Annotated in this window: 27 protein-coding genes; 12 read left to right on the top strand and 15 right to left on the bottom strand. The window is 41.0% G+C overall.

All coding sequences use genetic code 11. The features are described from left to right. Window positions 1–50: 50 nt before the first annotated feature. Entirely contained in the window at window positions 51–593 is a 543-nt protein-coding gene (locus HYD28_12600) for a TetR/AcrR family transcriptional regulator (protein ID QLE09732.1), read from the bottom strand. 99 nt (window positions 594–692) lie between these two features. Between HYD28_12600 and HYD28_12595 the strand changes: the two genes are divergently transcribed. Continuing rightward, a complete protein-coding gene (locus tag HYD28_12595; protein ID QLE09731.1) occupies window positions 693–1,169 on the top strand; it encodes an HPP family protein in 477 nt (158 codons plus the stop codon). A gap of 30 nt (window positions 1,170–1,199) precedes the next feature. Here the strand turns inward: HYD28_12595 and HYD28_12590 are convergent, their stop codons facing one another. After that, window positions 1,200–1,577: a hypothetical protein gene (locus tag HYD28_12590; protein QLE09730.1), complete on the bottom strand. Its 378-nt coding sequence runs from the start codon at window positions 1,575–1,577 to the stop codon at window positions 1,200–1,202. Between the two features lie 150 nt (window positions 1,578–1,727). Here HYD28_12590 and HYD28_12585 point away from each other — a divergent pair, with 150 nt between their 5' ends. Further along, window positions 1,728–2,480 (top strand): Nif3-like dinuclear metal center hexameric protein, encoded by a 753-nt coding sequence (locus tag HYD28_12585; protein QLE09729.1) that lies wholly within the window; start codon window positions 1,728–1,730, stop codon window positions 2,478–2,480. A gap of 6 nt (window positions 2,481–2,486) precedes the next feature. Here HYD28_12585 and HYD28_12580 read toward each other — a convergent pair whose 3' ends face one another. Together HYD28_12580 and HYD28_12575 are read right to left on the bottom strand one after the other, a co-directional pair. After that, window positions 2,487–3,251, bottom strand: coding sequence for a YdcF family protein (locus HYD28_12580; GenBank protein QLE09728.1), 765 nt, complete (start codon window positions 3,249–3,251; stop codon window positions 2,487–2,489). 55 nt (window positions 3,252–3,306) lie between these two features. Beyond that, window positions 3,307–4,194, bottom strand: a complete 888-nt coding sequence (locus HYD28_12575) for a LysR family transcriptional regulator (protein ID QLE09727.1) — start codon at window positions 4,192–4,194, stop codon at window positions 3,307–3,309. 446 nt (window positions 4,195–4,640) lie between these two features. On the opposite strand from HYD28_12575, the gene HYD28_12570 reads away from it, so the two are divergent. After that, entirely contained in the window at window positions 4,641–5,201 is a 561-nt protein-coding gene (locus HYD28_12570) for an alpha/beta hydrolase (protein QLE10557.1), read from the top strand. 2 nt (window positions 5,202–5,203) lie between these two features. Next, window positions 5,204–6,028 carry an alpha/beta hydrolase gene (locus tag HYD28_12565; GenBank protein ID QLE09726.1) on the top strand — a complete coding sequence of 275 codons (825 nt, stop codon included), beginning with the start codon at window positions 5,204–5,206 and terminating at the stop codon, window positions 6,026–6,028. Here HYD28_12565 and HYD28_12560 read toward each other — a convergent pair. From HYD28_12560 to HYD28_12545, 4 genes are all read right to left on the bottom strand, one after another. Then, window positions 6,025–6,504 (bottom strand): YchJ family protein, encoded by a 480-nt coding sequence (locus tag HYD28_12560; protein ID QLE09725.1) that lies wholly within the window; start codon window positions 6,502–6,504, stop codon window positions 6,025–6,027. The two genes, HYD28_12565 and HYD28_12560, sit on opposite strands and share 4 nt — an antisense overlap. A gap of 40 nt (window positions 6,505–6,544) precedes the next feature. Next, complete coding sequence (locus tag HYD28_12555) at window positions 6,545–6,982, bottom strand: hypothetical protein (GenBank protein QLE09724.1); 438 nt, start codon at window positions 6,980–6,982, stop codon at window positions 6,545–6,547. A gap of 302 nt (window positions 6,983–7,284) precedes the next feature. Continuing rightward, window positions 7,285–9,210 carry a S9 family peptidase gene (locus HYD28_12550; protein ID QLE09723.1) on the bottom strand — a complete coding sequence of 642 codons (1,926 nt, stop codon included), beginning with the start codon at window positions 9,208–9,210 and terminating at the stop codon, window positions 7,285–7,287. A 198-nt stretch (window positions 9,211–9,408) separates the two neighbouring features. Next, entirely contained in the window at window positions 9,409–11,865 is a 2,457-nt protein-coding gene (locus HYD28_12545) for an acyl-CoA dehydrogenase (GenBank protein QLE09722.1), read from the bottom strand. Between the two features lie 337 nt (window positions 11,866–12,202). On the opposite strand from HYD28_12545, the gene HYD28_12540 reads away from it, so the two are divergent. After that, the gene (locus tag HYD28_12540) at window positions 12,203–12,967 is read left to right on the top strand and encodes a class II glutamine amidotransferase (protein QLE09721.1); all 765 of its coding nucleotides are present in this window, start codon (window positions 12,203–12,205) and stop codon (window positions 12,965–12,967) included. 17 nt (window positions 12,968–12,984) lie between these two features. Here HYD28_12540 and HYD28_12535 read toward each other — a convergent pair whose 3' ends face one another. From HYD28_12535 to cmoA, 5 genes are all read right to left on the bottom strand, one after another. Then, entirely contained in the window at window positions 12,985–13,785 is an 801-nt protein-coding gene (locus HYD28_12535) for a DUF3108 domain-containing protein (GenBank protein ID QLE09720.1), read from the bottom strand. Further along, window positions 13,730–14,377, bottom strand: a complete 648-nt coding sequence (purN, locus tag HYD28_12530; GenBank protein ID QLE09719.1) for a phosphoribosylglycinamide formyltransferase — start codon at window positions 14,375–14,377, stop codon at window positions 13,730–13,732. The genes HYD28_12535 and purN overlap by 56 nt, the downstream gene beginning before the upstream one ends. Beyond that, the gene (gene purM / locus HYD28_12525; protein ID QLE09718.1) at window positions 14,377–15,429 is read right to left on the bottom strand and encodes a phosphoribosylformylglycinamidine cyclo-ligase; all 1,053 of its coding nucleotides are present in this window, start codon (window positions 15,427–15,429) and stop codon (window positions 14,377–14,379) included. The genes purN and purM overlap by 1 nt, the downstream gene beginning before the upstream one ends. 191 nt (window positions 15,430–15,620) lie before the next feature. Then, window positions 15,621–16,589 carry a tRNA 5-methoxyuridine(34)/uridine 5-oxyacetic acid(34) synthase CmoB gene (cmoB, locus tag HYD28_12520; protein ID QLE09717.1) on the bottom strand — a complete coding sequence of 323 codons (969 nt, stop codon included), beginning with the start codon at window positions 16,587–16,589 and terminating at the stop codon, window positions 15,621–15,623. Between the two features lie 27 nt (window positions 16,590–16,616). After that, the gene (cmoA, locus tag HYD28_12515; GenBank protein ID QLE09716.1) at window positions 16,617–17,342 is read right to left on the bottom strand and encodes a carboxy-S-adenosyl-L-methionine synthase CmoA; all 726 of its coding nucleotides are present in this window, start codon (window positions 17,340–17,342) and stop codon (window positions 16,617–16,619) included. Between the two features lie 118 nt (window positions 17,343–17,460). On the opposite strand from cmoA, the gene HYD28_12510 reads away from it, so the two are divergent. Continuing rightward, window positions 17,461–18,141 carry a DUF3334 family protein gene (locus HYD28_12510; protein ID QLE09715.1) on the top strand — a complete coding sequence of 227 codons (681 nt, stop codon included), beginning with the start codon at window positions 17,461–17,463 and terminating at the stop codon, window positions 18,139–18,141. 357 nt (window positions 18,142–18,498) lie between these two features. Continuing rightward, the gene (locus tag HYD28_12505) at window positions 18,499–19,515 is read left to right on the top strand and encodes a DUF2914 domain-containing protein (GenBank protein QLE09714.1); all 1,017 of its coding nucleotides are present in this window, start codon (window positions 18,499–18,501) and stop codon (window positions 19,513–19,515) included. Window positions 19,516–19,632: 117 nt separating this feature from the next. Here HYD28_12505 and HYD28_12500 read toward each other — a convergent pair whose 3' ends face one another. Then, on the bottom strand, window positions 19,633–20,127 hold the full coding sequence (locus tag HYD28_12500; protein QLE09713.1) for a M48 family metallopeptidase: 495 nt from the start codon (window positions 20,125–20,127) through the stop codon (window positions 19,633–19,635). A gap of 34 nt (window positions 20,128–20,161) precedes the next feature. Next, complete coding sequence (locus HYD28_12495; protein ID QLE09712.1) at window positions 20,162–21,010, bottom strand: DUF72 domain-containing protein; 849 nt, start codon at window positions 21,008–21,010, stop codon at window positions 20,162–20,164. Window positions 21,011–21,237: 227 nt separating this feature from the next. Here HYD28_12495 and aspS point away from each other — a divergent pair, with 227 nt between their 5' ends. The 5 genes from aspS (at window position 21,238) to HYD28_12470 (ending at window position 25,245) form a co-directional block, all read left to right on the top strand. After that, window positions 21,238–23,007, top strand: a complete 1,770-nt coding sequence (gene aspS / locus HYD28_12490; protein QLE09711.1) for an aspartate--tRNA ligase — start codon at window positions 21,238–21,240, stop codon at window positions 23,005–23,007. Window positions 23,008–23,116: 109 nt separating this feature from the next. Beyond that, a complete protein-coding gene (locus HYD28_12485; protein QLE09710.1) occupies window positions 23,117–23,323 on the top strand; it encodes a hypothetical protein in 207 nt (68 codons plus the stop codon). Beyond that, complete coding sequence (locus tag HYD28_12480; GenBank protein ID QLE10556.1) at window positions 23,323–23,910, top strand: pentapeptide repeat-containing protein; 588 nt, start codon at window positions 23,323–23,325, stop codon at window positions 23,908–23,910. Before HYD28_12485 ends, HYD28_12480 begins: the two co-directional genes overlap by 1 nt. Before the next feature lie 14 nt (window positions 23,911–23,924). After that, window positions 23,925–24,512, top strand: coding sequence for a GNAT family N-acetyltransferase (locus tag HYD28_12475; protein ID QLE09709.1), 588 nt, complete (start codon window positions 23,925–23,927; stop codon window positions 24,510–24,512). A 1-nt stretch (window position 24,513) separates the two neighbouring features. Continuing rightward, entirely contained in the window at window positions 24,514–25,245 is a 732-nt protein-coding gene (locus tag HYD28_12470; GenBank protein ID QLE09708.1) for an alpha/beta hydrolase, read from the top strand. Window positions 25,246–25,252 lie beyond the last annotated feature (7 nt).

Raw genomic sequence — 25,252 nt, 5'->3', positions numbered from 1 at the left:
TAAAAATCTAAACTGAAAGCGGCCATTGTGCCGCTTTTTTTATGATTTACTTATTGTTTTAAGTGAGGAAACTGTTTAGTTCCTATTAGTTTTGCTTGGCAGATCATGCCTTCAACGAGCGTCATTAAATAGTAGCTGTGCGTGTCCAGCTGCGCACTTTCCATGTTATTACACGATGACAGACGCAGTTTAATTAACTGCTGTATGGCCATTTTATGTTCTTTACAGGCTTGATTTATCAGGCTGGCAGGATCAGGAAACTCGGCTGCAGTGTTAATAAATAAACAGCCATTGAAATCACCTAACTCAGTCACCTCAGAATTAAACCAAGCTTCATGGCAGCTGATCAAAGCTACTTTAAATTCTTCAACAGTGGTTAGCTTGCTGGTGGCATGCGTTAACCAATTTAAGAATCTGTTATGTCGCTCACTAAGGCACGCAAGTAATAATTCATCTTTACTTGCGAAATGGTGGTACATGGTTTTTTTGGCGACACCAGCCACATTAATAATTTCGTTTATTCCCACACTATGAATGCCTTTTTGATAAAAAAGTGACAGGGCAGTCAAAATAATATGTGTTCGTTTATCCATAACAAAGCCTCATTGGGTGACTAATGATAGCTTGACAGAAGTAGACCGAGTTGTCTACCATTTGCGAGGTAGACAACTTGGTCTACTTTTGGAGGTGTTATGGAAAATAAATTTCGTAAAGCTGCTATTGCTGGCATATTTGCTTGTATGGCAATTTTTGTTTTAGCGTATTTGCAGCAATTAGGAAATTATGGTGTTTGGTTGATGGCGCCATTTGGTGCAACTGCGGTGCTGGTGTTTGGTGTACCGCACAGTCCTTTAGCGAAAGCGAAGAATGTCATCGGCGGGCACATTTTGACTGCTTTAATCGGCGTTGTATTTGTAAATTATGTTGGAGTAGGGCCCGTTGAAATTGCTTTAGCCACAGGGTTGGCAATTAGCCTGATGATGTTGACAGATACAATTCATCCCGCAGCAGGCGCTAACCCAATTTTGATTATGCAATCTCTACAAAGTTGGGATTTTTTAGTGATGCCCGTACTGATTGGAACTGTGTTTATTGTGTTATTTGGTTACTTAAGTCAATGGCTATTAAATATTCAGTTGAATGGACATAAAAAAACCGCTAACGAGTAGCGGTTTTTAAAATTTTTAAGTGTAATTAAATTACACAACACCACGCGGTAAACGACAATCGTGGTCTTTTTCAGCTAGGTTAACAATCCAAAGCTCTTCAGCTTTGTAACCATCATCGTTTGCTGTAACAACAGTGAACGATGCTTTCTTAGCTGTTTTAGCCGGCGCAGCGGTTTTAGTTTTGGTTTTTTTCGCTGGTGCTTTTGGTGCTTCTTCTGCTTTAGGCTCAGCTGTTTTACCAGAAGTGAGCTCTTCAGTCAGCGCTGCAACATCAGCAAGGCGCATATTTTTGCCACCGTCGATGCTATACCAACCAGGTTTTGTTGTGATTTCAGGTTTCTTACCATTCGCTGCTTCGTATGCTGCTTCGAAGGCATTTAACACTTCTGTTTTGTCTAGTTTGCTCATCAGAGACCCTATACGTTGTAAACACAGATTAAGAATATATATTTATACCTATTTTCAGCTTACTTTTCAATTTTTTGCGATTTTCCTTCCATTTTTCACTCATAAACGCCAAAATTTGCACAAAATAGAGGGTTGAAGGACGATTTTTATATGCAACGCAAACAATTTACTCAATTATTAAACGACATTCTTAAACCTGATTCTATCGCTGACTTTTGCCCAAATGGCTTACAAGTTGAAGGTGCGAGCGAAGTAAAAAAAATAGTGACGGGTGTCACAGCAAGTCAAGCATTGATTGATGCTGCTATTACACAAAATGCAGATACTATTTTGGTACACCACGGTTATTTCTGGAAAGGGGAATCACAGCCAATCACGGGCATGAAAAAGCGCCGTATAGCGGCACTTTTAAAAAATGATATTAATTTATATGGCTATCATTTACCGCTTGATATTCACCCCGACATTGGTAATAACGCACAATTGGCAAAGTTACTCGATATTGAGTTCACAGGCGGGCTTGAATCAGGTCCAAATAGTGTGCCAGTAAAGGGACGTTTAAAAACACCATTAAGCGGTGAAGAGTTTTCCGACAAAATTACTCAAGTACTTAACCGTGCACCATTAACTAGTTTGGTTAGAGAACAGAAAATCGAAACCATCGCTTGGTGTACAGGAGGTGGACAAGGGTATATTGATTTAGCGGCTGCTCAAGGTATTGATGCTTATCTTACTGGTGAAGCCTCTGAGCAGACTATTCATAGTTCACGTGAGCAAGGCATCGACTTTTTTGCAGCAGGACACCATGCTACTGAGCGTTATGGCATTAAAGCCTTAGGCGAACTTTTAGCTGAGCAGCATGGTTTTGATGTAACGTTTATCGATATAGACAATCCAGTCTGATTAAGTCTATAGCGCCTCTGGATCAATCCAGCGGCGCACACTCACCCATGCACTGCCAATTTTCTCATGAGCAACTCTGGTAACTGCAACAAGTACAGCGTCATCAGGTATAAACTGTTTATACGTTGGATACTGACTAAAATCTTGAAAGTCGGTTGCCGCTGGGATCACATCAACACCTTGTGCATTAAATAAGTCTTTCGCTCGCGGCATATGGCTTGCTGAGGTGACTAGGGCAGTTTCTTTATCAACTAAATATATGGCAAGTCGCTTCGCTTCTTCTGCGGTATCCATAGCGAGGGGGTTTTGTTTAATTCTTGTTGCAGAAATACCTAACGCTTTTGCTGTTTCAAACATGAGTTGACTATTGGTGGTATTAGCAAAACCGCCCCCTGATACATAGAGGGTGGCATTTGGATAATGGTGAGCAAGCTTAACACCTTCAAGTAAGCGAGCAAGCGCACAATCGCCTAACTGGTGGTTTGCTTGAAGGCGCGAGTTGGGCATTATTGAGCAGCCAAGTACCACAATATTATCAAGTTTAGGATGTTTTGCTTGGTTAAATTGCCATGCAGGGTTATTGCTTGTAGCTATCAATGACTGGCCAATAAATGGCGTGCTTATCAGCATTAAAGTTAAAATGCTAACAAAGCCAAAATAGAGTGCTTTGCGTTTATGTGTAATGGCTAAAAATACCATCACTAAAGTAAGCAGCCCCAACAACGGCAGGGGCATTAATAATGAGCCAATGATCTTTTTAATTTCAAACATATATCAATGCTATTGTCTGTGACAGATAATGCTATGTTAGTTATTTTGCCTTGCTTTAGCGACCGTTATTTTGCTTACAAGTATTTAAAAAGTGGCGATAAACAGGGTTATCTTTCATATTTTTTTTCATCGCTAAATACATAGGGCGTGTAAGACCTAATGCACCTAACGGAATAGACTTAATAAGCCCTTGGCTTTCATAAGGGGTGACTAGCCAATCTGGTAATGCAGCAACTCCCATACCTGCGCTCACTAATTGGAAAATCAATAAGCCTTGGTCAACAGTTTTAAGGGTGCCATCAAATCGTGCATTTTGAATGAAATGTTTAAAGATATCTTGGCGTTCACGCGGAATAGGGTAAGAAATAATTGTTTCGTTCTTTAAATCAAGGGCCGTGACATAGGCTTTTTTTGCCAATTCATGATCCGGTGCAACGATTAGTTTTAATTTAAAATCAAACAGGTGAGCATATTCAAGCTGATCGGGTTCACGAATATCAGAAGTCAGCACTAGATCTAATTCATCATTAATTAAATCTGGGATAGCGTCGTAACTAAAGCCGCGCTCGTAATCAATTTTAATATCAGGCCAAAAGTTATTAAATTCTTTTATGGTTGGTAGCAACCAATGAAAGCAGGCATGACACTCAACACTTAAACGTAAATTTGATATTGGCTGATTCAGGCTTTCCTTTAAGCGACATTTCGTTGCTTCAACTCGAGGTAATACCTCGTTAGCAAGTTCCAGAAGTAACATACCTTGTGGTGTGAAGCGCACAGGCTGTGTCTTACGTTCAAACAGTTGGCAATCTAACTTATTCTCAAGATCTTTAATTTGATGCGATAAAGCCGATTGAGTTAGAAATAACTCACGCGCTGTATTGACCAAAGAGCCTGTTTCTTTAAGGGTCGCTATGGTTTTTAAGTGTTTTATATCAATCATCTTTAAAAAATCTCATGAAAAATGTGAGTCTGACTCAGATTACGAACATACTACGCCTTAGAATTCTTTTTTTCAACGTCTAGACGTCTAAAATTGGCGATTAATTTAACCGCTTTTTTACAATACGCCTTCCTATAAATAATTGACAGCGTTGTCATGTGATTTTTTGTAATTTAGTTATGAAATTATATGAATTTACCTCAAGTTGAAACTTGCTATTTTAATAGTGTTATAGCTTGCGAGAACTAACTTGATATTTATTCTCAATTAATAGTAGTAGGGTAGAGCTGTTCGCTAAGGTATTATTTTTTATAATGTTATTATCTAAAACAATGGTAGTTTTATTTTTCATAGGGATGTCTGTGTTGCGTACTGTATTTTTACTCTGTGCTTGTTGGGTTATGCCTGCTTTTGCTGGCACTATTAACAGCCAGTTTCCGACAGAAATTGACCCAAATGGTCACTATGTTTTTTATTCACATGGTTTTATTGTAGAAGGGCATAACCCTAAGCCTGTTCACAAAACCTTTGGGATTTATGATTTTGTTGCCGTAAAAGAAGCGCTTGCAGATGAGAGCTATCATTTAATTGCTTACCATAGACCAAAAGGCACAGAACCTTTTGTGTTTGCGAAAAAGCTTGCAGCAGACGTTGAAGCATTAATAACTGCCGGTGTTGCTGAATCAAACATCAGTTTGGTTGGTTTTTCAAGGGGTGGGGCATTGTCGATAATGGCAGCCAATGAACTTAAACGTACAAATATCAATTTAATTATTTTAGCTGGTTGTGCTGGTTTAATTAAAAAGCTCCCATCAGTTAAAGCTTACGGCAAGGTTTACTCTATCTTTGAACGTTCAGATCAGGTTGGCTCTTGCCAATTTTTAATTGATAGGAATGAGGTAACCAAGTTCGAAGAAATAAGCATCAATACAGGGCTATCACATGGCGCATTTTATAAGCCAAAAGATGAATGGGTGTTACCTATTAAGAAGTGGCTAAAGGATTAACTATGCCTTATATATTGTTATTTTTAGCGATTAGTGTTTTCGGAATAAGCTTTTCAAGCGATGCTGAGCCGTTTACGTTGCCGCGCACTGATACAGTTTTGCTTAAAGATAAACATTCAGACAACGAATACCCAATCACTATTAAACTGCCACCTAGCTACCAAAAGCAAAGTCATAAACGCTACCCTGTGGTGTATCTATTAGATGCAAATTATAGTTTGCCAATTGCCTCTGGTGCTAGTCGCTTTATGATGAATTCGGGGTCCATTGAAGAGGTGATTATCGTTGCTATAGGATACCAAAAAGGCATGTCTGGGCTTAATAGCCGTATTTATGACTACACCCCATTTGAAGATAAAAATTGGCAGCGACAGACTGGGGGAGCAAGAAACTACCTCAATTATTTAAAACAATCCGTATTGCCCTATATTGATGCTCACTACAGAACGAGCCAAAAAAACACCTTGGTCGGTAACTCGCTTGGTGGTTTATTTGCAGCCTATACCTTGTTTACTGAGCCTACGCTTTTTTCCAGTTATGTCATAGGTAGCCCTTCAGTGTGGTTTAAGCAGCATGACCTTTTAGCTTTACCTGTGGTGGCCACGAGCAAAACAACTAAAGTGTATATTGGTATCGGAGAACTTGAAGAAAGTGAAGGTGAACAAATGGTTTCGGGCGCAAGGCAATTAGCAGCTAAAATAAATAAACAAAGCGGCGCGCTGGTTACAACAAATTTATTTGTTATCCCTCAGGCACGCCATGCAACTGCATTCCCAACAACGATTACCCAAGCCTTAGACTGGATTTATCAGGTTAATGATAACTAAAGAGCGTGACACTTTTTATATTTTTTGCCGCTACCACAAGGGCATTCATCATTACGGCCAATTTTAATATCTGCAACTGGCGTTATATCACCATCTAGGTAACGCCATAGGCCATCTTCTTTAATAAAACGCGATTTTTCGTGTAACTCACAATACAAGTTTTGGTAAAAGTAATTTGCTTTAAATTCTACAAAACCTTCTTGATCATTATGTTCAGTATCTAAAACACTGAGTTTGGTAAAACGGCAGCTATTAGCAAAATCTTTGATTTCGCGAACCGGGTTAGCGGCTTGCTGGCTTTGTGCATAGGTACTAAATACATATTTAGCATCTTTTAGCGCGTAGGCACTAAAACGAGAACGCATAAGTTGCTCTGGGTTATCAGCTTGGCTTGCACCTGTATGAAAAGGTTGGCAGCAAAGCTCGTAAGTCAATTCGCTGCCACAAGGACAAAGGGAGTGTGTGAGTGATGTCATAACAACTTACCTAAAACTATAAATTGTTATTTTAACAAGCCTATTGTGGCTGCGGTACTAAATTGTCTAATTGGGCGCTTTTTGTAAAACAATAAAACTTAGCAGATGCCTGCTCAAGGTTTAAGTTCATCGAATCAAGTTGATGATTGCTTACAATATCTGTCCATGTGATTACAGCAGCAAAATTACCGTTATGTAATGCTGAGCTAAGTACATACTCAAGGTTAACTAAATGCTTTTGTCTTATCACAAGCAGTTTGCTGGTATCAATCGAACACGAATCTAATAACGCTTTACTAGGAACATGATCAGGAGCAATTAATAGGGTCCATGCATTTTGGCTATTGTAATGATGCAATACCTTTAATAGTTCAAAGGTTGCTGATATTTCATCTTCAATTTGAATTAAGTTAACAGACGCTTTGTCGTTATCTTGTTGGTAGCTTTTAACTGTTCTTAAGGTAATTGGCTGTAACATAACTTTCACTCACTGGTTGTTTATACAGTATGTGTATACAGTAGTTTATACAGTGTTCTTGCGCAAGTACTTTTTGCTATTTTTTAACCAATAATTCAGTTTTATTTTAATTAAAATAATTTAGTTGTTATTAAACAATTGGTTATGGTTTTGTGTTGAAGGTTGAAAAAGGTGAGAAATTTACCGCTAAAGCTATACAGTATTTTATACAGTACTATGTAAATAGCTAAGTTTTGCTTCTATACAGGTATTTTGCATAAAAAAGCCGGTATAGAAACCGGCTCTTAATCTTTGTAGTTCTGCTATTTATCTAAGTAGGTATTTAAAAACTCAAGATATGCGTTTGAGGCTTTTATACGGTTTTCCTTTTTAGTAAACCCATGGCCTTCATCATCGAATAATACATATTCGACAGGCACACCATTTGCTTTTACAGCGGCAACGAGCTCATCGCTTTCAACTTGTAAAACGCGAGGGTCGTTAGCACCTTGAATCACCATTAAAGGCTTAGTGATGTTTTTAGCATGAAATAGTGGCGAAATTGCACGGTGACGTTCACCGTCTGTCGCGGGGTCGCCCATTTCGTCATACAGCGCCTTTTTAAAGCTTTCCCACCATGGTGGAATCGAGTTTAAGGTTCTAACCCAATTCGTTACACCAAAAATATTAATGCCGACTTTAAACTCTTCAGGTTCGAAGGCAAGTGCAGCAGCAGTCATAAAACCACCATAGCTGCCCCCTATGATGCCAATTTTATCAGCATCGACCCAATCTAGGCTTTGCAGGTGTTTTTTACCGTAAACGATATCTTGTAAATCGTCAGTGCCATGCTTTTTGTCATCTAAATGGAAGAAGGTTTTACCGTAACCTGAGCTACCTCGGTTATTGACTGCAAAAATGGCATAACCATGATTTACTAGATGTTGCTGCATAGCACTATATCCAGTGCGGCTTTGTCCACCAGGGCCGCCATGCACCCATACTAAAGCAGGTACTTTGTTGTTGCTGTTGGCTTGCTTAGGCTTGTATAAAACTCCCGGAATTTCTAAACCATCAAAGCTTTTAAATCGCACAATGGTGCTTTCAACCAAGTCACTTTGATCAATTGCATCACTTAATGTATTGGTTAATTGTTTAGCTTTCGACTCACCGACTTGCCATACAAATAGGTTGCTTGGAGAGGTGTCTGAATTTAGGTAAAACGCCATGGTTTTTTCATCAGCTGAAAAATTTACACCGCGTAAGTTACCAGCAGGCAGTGATGGCATGGCAATACCTTTACCTGTGGTGGTATCGATTATCGACACCTTAGTGCTTGCATCAGCATTAACACCGCTTACTTGGTAACGGCCAGATTTAGAGAAGTAAATAAAGCTTACATCCCACTCATCTTTGAGGGCAGGGCTGTGCTCACCGGTAGTTAAATCATAACGCCATACTTCTGCAAACTCACCCTTAGCATCAGTTGAGTAGTACAATGATTTACTGTCTCTTGAAAATGTTTCAGGGCCGTATTTAGCGTCGCCGTCATGGCGGGTAATGAGCTCTGGTTTCAGAGTTTTTTTACGAGTATCAAGTATGAATACATCGCTGTCTTTGTTCGAATTGTTTTTCGATAAAGCAATAAAACGGCCATCAGGGCTGATTGCGCCGACATCAAGGCCCATGGTATTTTGATAAACAGGTGTTACTTCATAGCTGTTAGCATCAACACGATATAGGTCCATAAACTTAGCATCACGCTGATTGCTGGTTATAAAAAACTGTTTACCGTCTTCGGTGAAGCCAGCAAACCCTGCTCGGGTTTCTTCACCAGGGGTGAGGTCTTTCACTGTGCCATCTGTTTCGCGAACATAGATGTGATAACGCTCGTTACCGCCTGAGTCTTTAGTAAATAATACGCGCTCATCTTGAGGGAAATAAGCCACTGCATAAGTACTGTCTTCAAAGTCTGTTAAGCGGGTTTTTTTGGCAGTTTTTATATCTACTTCATACAGGCTATAAATGCCGCTTTCGTCACTGCTAACGAGTATTTTGTCGCCTTTAGGTGAAAAGCTGCTGCCCATAATTGAGGTTGTATCAAAAAAAGTTTCAGCATCATACTGTTTAACATTTTGGCTTTGTTGCACGCTTTCGGTGATGCTAATTGATGGGGTTGATTGTGAACATCCTGCAAGTGCAAGGCTAAGCGCACATGCAACTGCTGCTATTTGAAAACTCGGTTTCATTGTAATTATTCCTTGTTAATTTTTCGTTATAAAGTGTTGCCTGTTCATAATCTAAACGCAAGTTTTACCCGTTCGATATTTGTTACAAATCATGTAAATGAATAGGTACATGAGTGTGTTAGAGAGTTTTTAAACGAAAAAACCAGCGCAATTTGCGCTGGTTTGGTTTTTCATAACAATTGGAATTGTTTTGCTAGCTTAAGCGGCGTCTGCTTTTTTATCGCTCTCGCCGCGGGCTACCTTACCGGCAACTAAGTCAGCTGGGTCAAAGTCGTCAACGTTAATAACATCAAGACGGGCTTTTTCAACAGCAGCTAATTTGTCGGCTTCAGCTTGGCTTAAAATACCTGCTTCAAGGCCCATTTGCGCTACTTTATCAAGCTGGAAGAAAGGCAGTTTCACGCCTTTTTCACGGCATACCTTGTCAAACAAAGGCTCAACTTCAAGAATGTCTTTAAGCGTTTGCTCCTGACGACCCACAAGGTTAAGCGGCTCGTTTTTAAGGTAAATGTAGTTAGCTAAACGGTTACGAGTTTCGCTTGGTACTTGTAATAAGTGAGCAAGTTTGTGCTCAAGCTTATCTGTAGGCTTACGAACTGGACGACCGAATGGGAATAACATGATTTTTAGCATCGCACGAAGTGGGGCAGATGGCATGTTGTTAATTAAGTCAGCTAGTGCACGTTGGCAGTGGTAAAGGTGATCTTGGCAGCTCCATTGAACAAGCGCAAAATCTTCTTTTTTACGGCCTTCGTCGTTGTAACGTTTAAGTGTTGCAGATACAAGGTATAAGTAGCTTAGTAAGTCACCTAAACGTGCAGATATACGCTCTTTACGTTTTAATGAACCACCAAATACCGCCATGCTGATATCTGACATTAATGCTAACGATGCACTGAAACGTGACGCAACACGATAAAACTCAGCGGTTTCATCTTTGTACGGCGTACTCGTAAAACGGGCATTTGTGAATGCTAACCACTTAGTGCGAACAAGGTTCGAAATAGTAAAGCCAACGTGACCCATTAACGCTTTATCGAATACTGCAAGGGCTTCTTCGCGGTCTTCAATTGCACAAGCGCCTAGCTCAGTTAACACAAATGGATGACAACGAATTGCACCTTGACCATAGATGATCATGTTACGTGTTAAGATATTTGCACCTTCAACGGTAATCGCAATTGGCGCACCTTGGTAGCCACGACCTAAATAGTTGTTTGGACCAAGCATGATGCCTTTACCACCGTGAACATCCATGCCGTGAATAGTCGCTTCACGCATTTGCTCAGTTAAGTGGTATTTAATAATTGCAGATACAACCGATGGTTTTTCACCAAGGTCAACAGCCCCTGTAGACATACTAACTGCAGCATCAGAGCTATATGCGTAACCTGCAAGTTTTGCCATTGATTCTTCAACACCTTCCATTTGACCAATTGGTAAACGGAATTGACGACGAATACGGCTGTAAGAGCCTGTTGCAAGCGCGATTGTTTTTATGCCACCTGTAGAGTTAGACGGCAATGTGATTGCACGACCAACAGATAAACATTCAACAAGCATACGCCAGCCTTGACCTGCCATTTTCGGGCCACCAATGATGTAATCAAGTGGTACAAAGATATCTTTACCGCGAGTAGGACCATTTTGGAATGGTACGTTTAGCGGGAAGTGACGACGGCCAATTTCTACTCCCGGAGTATCTGTTGGGATCAGCGCACAGGTAATACCAGGTTCTTTGTCATCACCTAGTAAACCGTCAGGATCTTGCAATTTAAATGCAAGGCCAAGTACAGTTGCAACAGGAGCAAGAGTAATATAACGCTTGTTCCATGTTAGGCTGATACCAACAACTTCTTCACCGTTCCATTGACCTTTACAAACAACACCGTAATCAGGAATTGCACTTGCGTCAGAACCTGCTTCTGGTGAGGTTAGCGCAAAACAAGGAATTTCTTGACCACTCGCTAAGCGTGGTAAGTAATGATCTTTTTGCTCTTTAGTACCATAGTGCTGAAGTAACTCGCCCGGACCTAATGAGTTAGGTACACCTACGATAGAAGATAGCAACGTTGATTTACTTGTTAGTTTTTGCAGTACACATGATTGTGCATAGGCAGAAAACTCTAAACCGCCGTATTCTTTTTTGATGATCATGGCAAAGAACTTATTATCTTTTAGATATTGCCAAACATCTTGCGGTAAATCAGTTAGTTCGTGAGTTGCGTGCCAGTCATCTAGCATACTACACACTTCTTCAACAGGACCATCAATAAATGCTTGTTCTTCGATAGTCAGTTTAGGAGCTGGGTATTGGTGTAATTTGTTCCAGTCAGGACGACCACAAAACAGATCCGCTTCCCACCACGTAGTACCGGCATCGATTGCTGATTTTTCAGTATCCGACATAGTCGGTGTTACTTTTTTGAAAGCAGCAAAAATAGGTTTAATGATGTATTGTTGACGAACGCCAGTCACAGAAAGTGGCACAGCGATAAGTAAGAATAGTAGCCAACTAATTGCGCCAAACGCGCCAGCAAATGTGCCAACAAGTAAAGTCGCAATGGTAATACCTAAGCAGGTATTCCAGCTTGCTCTGTGGTAACTCGCAATACTAAGCAGCACGAGTAAACCAAGTAAAAATATGAGAGTCATTGATTATTCCTTAATAGAGGTCAGACCACCTCTTTTAGAGTAGCGCTAGAAAAGCGAATTATCAAGAGCAGAACAGAGATTAAAACAGTCTGTTCAGTGAGTTTTATTCATTTAAAAATGACTATCAGTGCAAAAAGATTTACAGCAAATTAGAAATTGTTGAGTAATTACTGATAATCATCGCCGCTAAAACAGCTATTAGTTGTGAATTGCTCAGATAGTTCTGAAAATCTCAGCATAGCAGTTGCCATCTTTAGCGCTATGTTTAACAATGAGCGCAGGCAGGGATCAGCCCATCATGCCTTTCCTTCGATTAGTTTTATAGGTTAAGAGTTCTATGTGTGAGTTGCTTGGCATGTCGGCCAATGTACCAACGGATATTTGTTTCAGTTTTTCAGGATTATTAGAGCGGGGCGGTAATACTGGCCCACATAAAGATGGCTGGGGCATCACCTTTTATGAAGGTAAAGGCTGTCGTACATTTAAAGATCCAGAGCCAAGTTGCCAATCAGAAATTGCTAAACTCGTTAAAGCGTATCCAATAAAAAGTATTTCGGTGATAAGTCATATTCGCCAAGGTAATCGTGGCCGTGTATGTCTTGAAAACACTCATCCATTTACCCGAGAGTTGTGGGGACGCGAAATTACCTATGCTCACAACGGGCAATTATCGAATTATCATGATTTAAAGCCAGATTATTATCGGCCAGTGGGTAATACCGACAGTGAGCTAGCGTTTTGTTGGTTGCTCGATAAAATTCGCGAAAAATACCCTAAGCGCCCATCAAATATGGCATCTGTATTTCGTTATGCTGCTAAGCTTGCTCACACACTGCGTGAAAAAGGCGTATTTAACATGCTACTTACCGATGGTGTTTATGTTTTAGCTTATTGTACCAATAACTTACATTGGATCACTCGTCGAGCACCGTTTGGTAAAGCAACATTAATTGATGCTGATATGGTGGTCGATTTTCAAAAAGAAACCACACCGAATGATGTGGTTACTGTCATTGCGACAAGACCACTCACCAATGACGAGCGCTGGCAAAAAATGGAACCGGGTGAGTTTGCACTGTTTAAAATGGGCGAAAAAATCTAAAAAAGAATGAAGCGCTATTAGGGCGCTTCTTTACTTTCTTGATTTGTTAACGAGACTGGTGTGGTCACAGTGAATGAATTAAGTTGCACTTCAAATTGTTCTACCCCTTTTTCACCTTTCCACATACGAACTAACATGTAATCCATTTCAGGAGCAAACCAAGCTAGCGCTTGACGCTTATCGTTATCGTATAAACGTTTTACTTTAATGGCTTCTACATTACCAATTGGCAGCGAAATCATTTCTGTGCCCACAACTTCAAAGTCGTAATTTCGCAGATTACCTTTTTTATCAATCAATGGATACGATAATTGCGTTTTGCCTTGTTTTAGTTCTTCGCGGACTTGTACTTGATAAGACAGTGAATCTTGAAAATCATCAGACCAATCAATTTTAAGTGGGTATTTACTTTGATTGCTTTGCACTTGCTTTTGAGTTGAATCAAATTTTAAGCTGTATTCTTTATCAGGCCCTGTTCCCGAGCGCTCCATAGTGTAACTTACTGGAGAGATTTTGTGATCATGATAAGTAAACATTGATGTTTCTTTTCGTGAGTCCGAAAAAATCATCCATTCGATTTCACTGTGATAAGTGATCACGTAATTACCGTCTGCGGCTCTTTTAAGCTCGCGGACTGCTTTACCATGGGTTTCGCCTTTACGAAGTACATCGTATTCTGCTTGGTATTGAGTGAGGTCGCCAGCTAAAACACTGGTAGGAAGTAATAAAGTGCCCACACAAGCAAGTAGGGCACTTAGATTTTTATTCTGGGTAGTGCGCGCCGTGTGCAGGAAGTTTCTTTTCGTCAAAAACTGCATAATCTGCTTCCATCTTGAGTCGTTGTTCACTGAACCACTTGACCACCAATGGATAGATTATATGTTCTTGCTGATGAACACGTTGTGCGAGTGTCTCTGCGGTATCGCTTTCGAGTACCGGAACTTTGGCTTGAAGAACAACGGGACCGCCGTCTAGCTCTTCTGTGACAAAGTGAACACTAACACCATGAACGTCATCTTTTGCATCTATCGCTCGTTGGTGGGTATTCAGCCCTTGGTACTTAGGCAACAAAGAAGGGTGAATGTTCAACATTTTTCCCTTAAATTTTTGCACTAAGCTAGGAGTAAGAATACGCATAAAACCAGCTAATACAACTAGATTTGGTTCAAAATTGTCAATAATGTCCATTAACTCAGCATCATAGGCCTCGCGCGAGTCAAAATCTTTATGGCTAAGTACACGAGTTTGTATACCTGCATTTTTTGCTCGCTCAAGGCCATAGGCGTCGGCTTTATTACTAATTACAGCGGCGATTTCGGCCTTAATTTCACCACGCGCACACGCGTCAATGATGGCTTGAAGGTTAGAACCGCTACCAGAAATTAATACAACAAGACGACAAGGGGTCATTAGTCACGACCACCTAAAATTTCTACTTGCTCTTCGCCTGCTTTTGCATCTTGGATCTCACCGATATGCCATGCATTTTCGCCAAGATCTTTAAGAATTGTTAAGCTTTGCTCAAGTTTGTCAGCTGGAACAACTAATACCATGCCTACACCACAGTTGAATGTACGGTACATTTCGTGTGTTGTAATGTTGCCGTTTTCTTGTAACCAGTTGAAAACTACAGGCCATTCCCAGCTGTCGCCTTTGATTACTGCTTTTGCAGACTCAGGAAGTACGCGCGGGATGTTTTCCCAGAAGCCACCACCTGTGATGTGAGATAACGCGTGTACATCAACTTGCTTGAATAGCTCAAGTAATTGTTTAACGTAGATGCGAGTTGGCTCTAAAAGGTGATCGCCAAGTGCTTTGCCTTCAAGTTCAGCGCTTGTGTCTGCACCAGATACTTCAAGGACTTTACGAATTAATGAGAAACCGTTTGAATGAGGACCACTTGATGCAAGTGCGATTAATTGGTCGCCTGCAGCAACTTTAGTACCGTCGATAATTTTTGATTTTTCTACCACACCAGTACAGAAACCAGCCATGTCATAGTCTTCGCCGTCGTACATACCTGGCATTTCAGCAGTTTCACCACCGATTAATGCACAGCCAGAAAGCTCACAGCCTTTACCAATACCTGTTACAACATCAGCCGCAGTATCTACGTCTAATTTACCAGTTGCATAGTAATCAAGGAAAAATAGTGGCTCTGCACCTTGTACAATAAGGTCGTTTACACACATAGCAACAAGGTCGATACCCACTGTGTCGTGCTTTTTAAGATCGATTGCTAAACGTAGTTTTGTACCAACACCGTCTGTGCCAGCAACCAGTACAGGCTCTTTATAGCCAGTTGGTAGTTCGCAAAGTGCGCCAAAACCACCGATACCGCCCATTACTTCAGGACGTCTGGTTTTTTTAACTACGCCTTTAATACGCTCAACAAGTGCATTACCGGCATCGATATCTACGCCCGCGTCTTTATAGCTAAGAGACTGTTTTTGTTCGCTCACAGGTTTTCCTCAAAAAAGTTGCATGTGGGTTGCTTAGAAACGCGCGTATTTTACAACAATTGCAATGGCGCGGCTAGTTGAAAAATCACTTTAACCGACTTGACAAGGACAGTTGTCCGGTTTTTTTTGCTTTCAAGTTACAAGGCTAAAGTATCAAGCAAATGACCCTTCAGCCTTGTAACTGATATTTGTTAAGCTTTCGCGGTTAAAATAGCGCGAAGAGGGGCTGGGTAACCTTCGATGGTTTTGCTGGTGTCATTTGGGTCTAAAAAGTCGACCAGTGATTCGTTTTCCATCCACTGGGTTTTACGTTGTTCTTCAAGCGTTGTGATTGCGCAGTCTTTTACTTGCACATCTTTAAAACCAACGCGCTCCATCCATAGTTTTAATGCGGCGGTGCTTGGGATAAACCATACATTACGCATTTTCGCATAACGGTCGGTTGGCACTAAAACTGTATGTTCGTCACCTTCAACAACCAAAGTTTCAAGAACTAACTCACCACCTGGACGAAGCTGCGCTTTTAATTGTGCTAAAAAGTCGATAGGTGAACGACGGTGATATAAAACACCCATCGAAAATACTGTATCGAATGCTTTTAGCTCTGGCAGGGCTTCTACACCTAGCGGCAATAAGTGCACGTTGTCATCTTGATGATAGTGTTTAATCGCTTGGAATTGGCATAAGAACAAATCGGATGGATCAATGCCCACTACAAAATTAGCGCCTTCACCGCGCATGCGCCACAAGTGATAACCTGAGCCACAGCCAATATCAAGCACAGTGCGGCCTTTTAACGGTTCGATATGAGGCAGTAAACGATCCCATTTCCAATCACTGCGCCACTCAGTATCAATCTCGATACCGTGTAAGCTGAATGGTCCTTTACGCCATGGCATCATGCGCTTTAATAAATGCGTTAACTGTTTTTGCTGGCCTTCAGATAGCTCATCACCGGTGCCAATTTGTACTTTATCCTGAAGGTTCACATGGTTTGTGCTTACCTCAGGTAAGTTTTTCAGCACTTTTTGCCATTTTGGTAAATCACCGTGGCTAGCTTCTAGTTCCCAGTGCTTTAATTGGCCAGGCAAAGTTTCGAGCCAGTGGCTAAGCGGGCTTTGTGCAATCGCAGCGTAAAATTGGTTAAACCATTGAGACATGAAATACTCTTTATATCGTTGTGATGATTACTTGATTGCAATCATCGAGCAGAAGTTAAAACATTGATACCACACTTGCGTTTGGCTAAAACCAATTTCACTTAATCGGTTTAAGTGGGTAGATAAATGATCAGGGCGCATGACATTTTCGATAGCCGTGCGCTTTTGGCTGATCTCCAGTTCTGAATAGCCGTTGTGACGTTTAAAATCATGGTGCAAATCAATGAGCAAATTATCGCATTGCTCATTTTCACCTCTAATTTTTTCGCTAAGCAGCAAAACGCCGCCAGGTTTTAAATTTGCATAAATCTTTTCAAGCACTGCTTGGCGCTTTTCAGGTGGAATAAACTGTAGTGTAAAGTTCATCGCTACCACAGAAGCATTCTCGATTGCTAAATCGTTTATATCACCCAGCGTGACAGTGACCGGCACGTCAGAGCGAAAACCTTGTAAATGTAATTTACAGCGTTCAACCATCGCTTCTGAGTTATCGACGGCAATAATATTACAGTTATCGGTGCGAATATTACGGCGCATACTTAACGTTACAGCACCAAGTGAACAGCCTAGGTCGTATAGGTTTGAATTACTTTGCGCGTACTCGCCAGCCAGTTTACCTATGGTGCTAACAATGGTTGCGTAACCCGGCACCGAACGCTGGATCATATCAGGGAAAACTTCTACTACATGTTGGTCAAAGCTAAAGTCTTTAACCGCTTGCTCAGTGGCATAAATACTGTCTTTTTGCGTCACGTGAACAGTCTCTTTAAAAAATAATACCGCTATTTTAGCATTTTTAACTGGATAGTCAGTGATAAATTCAGTAGCTTGGCTAGAATTATCAATAACAAGTACAAAAAAGAGAAGTTTAATGACAAAAAGCAAAGTGATCAGTACAGAAGATATCTTATCAACTCTGTGTCATTCAGTGACTGGAGTTCTGTCTTCAGCAAGTGGTAACGGTATTAGTTATTCTGCTATGGTTCAAAAAATCACCCGCACCTGTATGCGCCCAGATATTGGCTGTTTTGTATTGTTCGATGGTGGCTTTACCGGTCTTGTGGTAACAAACTTCACAGCGCAAGCAGCCATGGAAATTTACCATGATTACATGCGTAACATGGGTATGCCAGAAGACGAAATTGCACAAAGCCATTTATCAGATGATGTGGCGAACGTACTCGGAGAGCTGATGAACCAAATCGTTGGTGACTTTACGTCAAAAGTACGTGACCAGCTGCATACTTCTATCACGCAAAACCAACCTAAGATGATGGCAATTAACAAGCAGGTTCAAATCTCTGTTGATACTACCATGGATAGACCGCAAGCACGCCGTGTGACATTCACCACAGCTAAGCAAAATATCTTCTATCTTGAGCTGGCAATGGATAAAACTGAATTCATCAAGCTACATGACTTTGATATTTCAGAAGCCGTTGACCCAGATGACATCATTGAGAACGAAGCTAAACAAAAAGCTGAAAAGCAAAAAGCATCATCACAAGCAGACGATGCAGATGATGATTTTATGGCAGAACTTGGTTTGTAACCCAACGACTTGAGCTGTCAGCCATCAGCTTTCAGCCGTCAGATAAAATAAACAGAGGCGCGGTTTAGACCGCGCTTTTTTGTGTTTAAAGTGCTAAACACTCAGTGCTTTATAATAAGCTTATTGCAACTGTAAAATTCAATTGAGGGCACTAAACTCGGAGTTTGAAATATGGTTTTGCAGCTTTTATTAAGTTAATGCTTTGGTGCGTTATACATAAATTAAATAACTGAAATAACTCAATAGGCAGTTGAGTAACTAGTCTTGGCTTAAAGCTGAATTTAAAGCTCCTTTTAAAGCCTACATTCATCCAATTTATGCTTTACTCATTAAGCCTTAAATGGATTTGATGATTGCATGAATTACTTAAAAAACTTTATAACTAAATTTGTTTTCATGATGCAGAAGCGGCCGGGGTTGATGGCTGTGTTGGCTTTTTGCAGTGGTGTGGCAAGTTTTGTCTTTGTTGAGCGAAAAGAGTCGTTTTCGCAGCTTATCTCTATTTTGTTATTAGTTACTTGGTTGTGGTTGTTAATAGATAACTGGCTAAGAGATAAAGTAGAGGAGCGTTTTGGTGTGGCGGTGTCGCCCAACGTGATGCGCTTTGCGCTTCAAGTTGTGCAGCAAGAAAGTTTGTTTTTTGCCTTACCATTTTTCTTGGCGGTGACAACTTGGGACCATGGTCAGGCCGCGTTTACCGCTTTAATTATACTTTGTGCGTTCGTTTCTGTTGTTGATCCCCTCTATTACAAAAAGCTTGCAAGGCACAGTGTCTGGTTTAGTGTGTTTCATAGCTTTTCTTTATTTGTCGTGCTGTCGGTTACCTTACCTATTTTATTAAAGTTAACGACCAGCCAGAGTTTTGAAATTGCGCTGATCACGGCTGTTATTTTAACGATTCCAAGTCTTGGCAATTTGATGCCAAATGCGAAATGGTGGCGTTTCCCACTGTTGGTGTTATTGCTTTGCGCTTTAAGTGCTGGGCTTTGGCAATTACGCAGTTTTGTACCCCCTGCGGCACTGCGTTTAACTGATATGAGCATGTCGTATCAGCTTGATGAACAAGCCCGTAAACCGCTTTCGCCAATAACAGAACTCACTGAGCAGAGCTTGCATGGAAAAGGTTTATATAGTTTTAGTGCGGTAAAAGCCCCTCGAGGTTTAGATGAAAAAATCTTCCATGTATGGGTACATAATCGTAAAGAAGTTGACCGCATAGCCTTGGATATTTCTGGTGGTCGCAAAGAGGGCTATCGTGCCTGGAGTCATAAAACGAATTTCCCTGCAAATGCTGCAGGAAAATGGGTCGTTAAAGTGGTTACCGAGTCAGGTCAGCTGATAGGACAGAAAAGGTTTGAGGTAATTGAAGTCTAGCTGTCAGCTTTCAGCCGTCAGTTTTTAGCTGATTGAGATGGAGGATAGTTATTAGTGTTTTTGAACAACAATAGCTTAACATTCATTCCTCAGGTTTTATGTTTTTAGCTGATAGCTTTAGTACGGATTTTTCCCTTCACCTACCAACACACTGAATATTCTCAAATCCAGTTCTAGTTGATGGTATTGCGGTTCCATGTGGCAGCAAAGTTGATAGAAAGCTTTGTTGTGGTCTTTTTCTTTAAAATGAGCCAGCTCGTGTACGACGAGTGCTTTGAGAAGTGGTTCAGGTGCGCGAAGTAGATCGCTATTAATGGCAAGGTCGTGTTTTCGGGTTTTACCTTGCATACGGAAAGTATGGGTGCCTAAGGCATTTGTGACCATATCGCCTTGTTTTTTGAACGCGGCACGGCCAAATGGCAGGGCATTTTTAAGGTAACGCTTTTTCAATTCAGTGGCGTAATTGTATAAAGCTTTATCGCTGGTAATGCTATGCGCATCAGGGTATTTGCCTTTAAGGTATTTTGCGGCTCTGTCACCCTTAAATAACTGTAACACTTGCTCAATGATGTGGGGCGGGTAACCTTGAAAATAACGGCTGTAATCTTTCATATGTTCTCTGACAAATCGGGCTTTATACTAAGCGCTAAAATAAACTGCTTTGGCTTGCTTCGCGTTCACCTATAAACGGCGCGAGCGCGGGGTGATTGTAACCTAAATCTTGGCAAAACTGTCTTGCTAAAAGTGGTGACTGGCGATTATCTGCGGTATGGAAAAACAAATAGGGTGATTTTCCTTCATCAAGCCATTGTTTTACTTTTTTCAGCCATGGCTGGTAATACGACTTGTATTCATGTTCAAGACTGGCAATCACAAAGCGCAGCATTGGCTGATCTCCTGTTGCAATGGCATGCACAGGTAAATAAGGCTTTTTCTTTTGCGCATCAATGAGTGCATCGGTATCGGCGGGTACAGCAAATAAAGCGCGGGTATCCATGCTTATGCGGTCTATATTGTTTTCAATTAATAGCTGATTTAAACGAATTTCAGCATCATCTTTGTTAAAAAAGCCTGGGTGACGTACTTCTACACCGTAACTAAGTTGCTTGGGGAGTTGTGCAATAAAATTAGCAAGCAGTGGCAGTGCTTCTGGTCCAAAGGCGCGGGGTAGCTGCAACATAACTTGCCCCGTTTTAGCAAAGATTGGCTCAAATAAGTTTAGCCATGCATTAAGTTCATTATTTATATTTGTCAGTTGTAATTCGTGACTAAAACGACGATGAAACTTAAAAGTAAATTTAAAATCTTCGGGTACCGCATCATGCCAGCGCAATAATGACTCATGACTTGGGTCAGCATAAAAACTGGTGTTGCCCTCAACTGAGTTAAAGCATTGCGCATACTCACTGAGCATGTCGGCGCTTTTACAGTGACTAGAGAGTAAATTTCCTTTCCATGCGGTACTAGACCACTGCGGACAACCTAAATACAGCATTAAATCAACCAATAAATTGAAACTTTGCTTAGTGTAACAAAAGAAATGTTTGCTCAGAAGTCGAGGCGTATATTTAGCCCCCGACAAGCACTGCTGGCACTCGCATTTTGCGATGGTTTGGGTATAATGCTCTGCCTTAAATGATTACTTTGTATAGTGGCTTTTGCTCTCAAAATAGCGAACTCTTAAGAGCAGGCGGCTATAAGTCTTTAACTGACAGGAATACTATGCGCTCTATATATTGCGGACAGCTAAATAAATCTCACGTAGATCAAGAAGTTGAACTATGTGGTTGGATCAACAAACGCCGTGACCTTGGTGGCCTTATCTTCGTCGATTTACGTGACAGAGAAGGTTTAGTACAAGTTGTTTTTGATCCTGAAGTAGAAGGATTAATGGATACTGCGAATAAACTACGTCAAGAGTTTTGTGTGCAGTTAAAAGGTGTTGTTCGCGCACGCCCTGATAGCCAAGTAAACAAAGACATGGCAACAGGTGAAGTTGAAATTTTAGGCACAAGCTTAACTATCATCAACCGTTCAGAGCCATTACCACTTGATTTTAATCAGCAAAACTCTGAAGAGCGCCGCTTAAAATACCGTTACCTAGATTTACGTCGTCTTGAAATGAGCGACCGTATCAAGCTTCGTGCAAAAGCGAGCAGCTTTGTGCGTCGTTTCTTGGATGACAACGGTTTCTTAGATATCGAAACACCGGTACTAACAAAAGCAACACCAGAGGGTGCGCGTGACTACTTAGTACCTAGCCGTGTTCATAAAGGTAGCTTCTACGCTTTACCTCAGTCGCCACAGTTATTTAAGCAATTATTAATGATGTCGGGCTTTGACCGTTACTATCAAATTGTTAAATGTTTCCGTGACGAAGACTTACGTGCAGACCGTCAGCCAGAATTCACACAAATCGATTTAGAGACGTCATTCATGAGCTCTGATGAAGTGCGTGCAATGACTGAGAAAATGATTACAGAAATGTGGCAATCATTATTAGACGTTGACTTAGGCGACTTCCCAGTGATGCCATACAGCGAAGCAATGCGTTTATATGGTTCTGATAAACCAGACCTACGTAACCCAATGCAGCTTGTTGACGTTGCTGATTTAGTAAAAGACGTTGAGTTTAAAGTATTCTCAGGTCCTGCTAATGACGAAAAAGGCCGTGTTGCTGTATTAACTGTACCAGGCGGTGCTGAGCTTTCTCGTAAACAAATCGACGATTACACTAAATTCATCGGTATCTATGGTGCGAAAGGTCTAGCTTGGATGAAAGTGAACGACCGTGCTGCGGGCGTTGAAGGTGTGCAATCACCAATCGCTAAATTCTTAAACGAAGAGGTGATCAACCAATTACTTGAGCGTACTAATGCGCAATCTGGTGATATCATTTTATTCGGTGCTGATAAGCGCAACGTTGTAAACGAAGCAATGGGTGCATTACGTCTTAAGATTGGTGTTGATTTAGGCATTACTGATCTTGATAGCTGGAAACCTTTATGGGTTGTTGACTTCCCAATGTTCGAAGAAGACGACGAAGGTACATTGCATGCGGTTCACCACCCATTCACTGCACCGAAAGGTATTTCTGCCCAAGAGCTTGAAGCAAACCCAGCTGCAGCATTATCAGATGCATACGACATGGTATTAAATGGCTACGAAGTTGGTGGCGGTTCGGTACGTATTCACAATGCCGATATGCAAGAAACAGCATTCAGAATCTTAGGTATTGATGCACAAGAGCAACAAGACAAGTTTGGTTTCTTACTTGATGCACTTAAGTACGGTACACCTCCGCATGCGGGTCTTGCGTTTGGTCTTGACCGTTTAGTTATGCTGTTATGTGGTACTGACAACATTCGTGACGTGATTGCTTTCCCTAAAACAACGCAAGCATCATGTTTATTAACAGATGCACCAAGCAAAGCAAATGCAGATGCATTAACTGAGCTAGCAATTAATGTTGTAGCGAAAGACGCTGAATAATTCATAATAAACTGAATTATAAGACTTTATGAATAATAACCCTAAGGTATATGCCTTAGGGTTTTTTTGTGCTTAAATGAATATTTAGTATGTTCTTCAAGGAGAGAAAATGAATATCAATGCAACTTTAATCGGCCAAATAATTGTTATTTTAATCCCTGTGTTTGCCGCTATCAGCTATTACTTAGGCAAGCGTAAAACCTCAACACCAATCGTGGTGGCCGTTATTGGTGGATTATTAGCGCTTATTCCCTTGTTTGGTCTTATTTTTATTGCAGTTCTTGCGCTTAAACAAGATATTGAGACCACCGCGTGATCGTAAGCCACTCGCTTTATTTTGAACACACCTTTGAAGTAAACCTAGTAGACCAAACATTTTCGCATTGCGAATTTGAGCAATGTGAATTTATCGACTGTGACTTTAGCAATAGTCAGTTTGAAAACTGCCGGTTTATAGAGTGTGAGTTTAAAAACTGTAATTTAGCTGCGCTTGGGCTTAGATACACCTCACTCGAAGAAGTGAACTTTAAACAGTGTAAATTAACCAGTGTGCGCTTTACTGATGTTGATTGGCCGCTACTCGCTAGCCGTGCTCCAGTGAGTTTTATTGGCTGTGAGCTTAGCCACAGCAGCTTTTTTGAGCTTAGCTTAAAAGCTTTAAAAATGCGTAGCTGTTTTGCCAAAGATGTTGATTTTAGACATGCAGATTTATCTTCTGCTGATTTTACTGATACTGATTTTCGTGACAGCTTGTTTCAACAAACCAATCTCAGTAAAGCTAATTTTATAGGTGCTAGTCACTTTGCTATTGATATAACAGCTAACAATATCAGTAAGGCCAAATTTGAACGTTATGCCGCTTTGGATTTATTAGCAGGGCTCGACATCGAGCTGGTGGATTAAAGTTAAGGAAAGTTATGGATTTAAGTCCCATCTTTTTGGAAGGTCAATTTGTTAAATTAGTGCCGTTAACGCTTGAGCACCGTGATGCTTTAGTAAACGCCGCTTCAGATGGAAAGCTTTGGGAGCTTTGGTTTACCTCGGTGCCCAATGAAGAACGTGTTGACGATTATTTAAGTATGGCGTTTGAACAACAATCACTTGGTCGCGCAATACCATTTGCTGTCATCGATAAACACACCGATGAGGTGATAGGCTCAACTCGCTTTTGTAATATCGACAGTAAAAACCGCCGTTTAGAAATTGGCTACACCTGGTATGCCAAGCGTTTTCAGCGTACTGGTGTTAATACTGAATGTAAAAAACTGCTACTGAGTTATGCATTTGAAACACTTAATGTGATTGCTGTTGAGTTTCGTACCCATTGGCATAACCAGGCTTCACGCAATGCCATTGCCCGCTTAGGAGCGAAACAAGATGGGGTGCTTCGTAATCACCAAATTATGGCCGATGGATGCGTACGCGACACCGTGGTGTTTTCAATTATTGATGGTGAGTGGCCTATGGTTAAACGTAGCTTAGAATTCAAATTAGAGCAGTCATAGAATGTTAAATATTAAAAAGGCGGCGCTAATACTCGCTTTAACCCTTAGCGGGCAGAAAGCCTTTGCTAATCAAACAGAGATACTGTTTGATACTGAGCGCACCCGCCATATTCCGGTGACCATTACAGCAGCCGATAGCAAATGCACGATAAAGAAAAAGTGCCCAGTGGCGTTTATTGGGGCAGGCTATGGTATGGCGCATACAGACTATCAATTTGCCCAGCAGGCCTTCCATCAGCATGGTTATTTAACGGTTGAAGTTGCTCATGAGTTAAAAGGCGATCCGAGTTTAAACCCTGAGCCACCCTACATGACCACACGCATGGAAAACTGGCACCGTGGTGTACAAACCCTTGAGTTTTTAGCCGTAGAACTTGCAAAGCGTTATGGTGAGTATGACTTTAATCAGCTCACTTTATTTGGTCACTCAAATGGGGGGGATATTGCAGCATTATATGCCGCTATTTATCCCGCTAAGGTTTCTAAATTGATCACCCTCGATCATCGTCGTATGCTGACCCCAAGGAACAAAAATATTGCTGTACTGACACTACGTGGTAGCGATTACCCAGCAGATGGCAACGTATTGCTTACGCAGCAAGAACTCGCTGTATACCCAGTGACGCAAATTAAGCTTAAAGATTCGCGCCATAACGATATGTATGATGGTGGCCCAGAAGCGCTTGTCGCACGCATGAGTAGAGAACTTAATACGTTTTTGGCACGTTTTTGATGCTCAG

This window comes from Pseudoalteromonas shioyasakiensis (assembly GCA_013391845.1).
Taxonomy (GTDB): Bacteria; Pseudomonadota; Gammaproteobacteria; order Enterobacterales; family Alteromonadaceae; genus Pseudoalteromonas; species Pseudoalteromonas apostichopi.
Note: the sequence above shows the minus strand (reverse complement) of the source record. Positions and strands in the feature narration are given on the sequence as shown.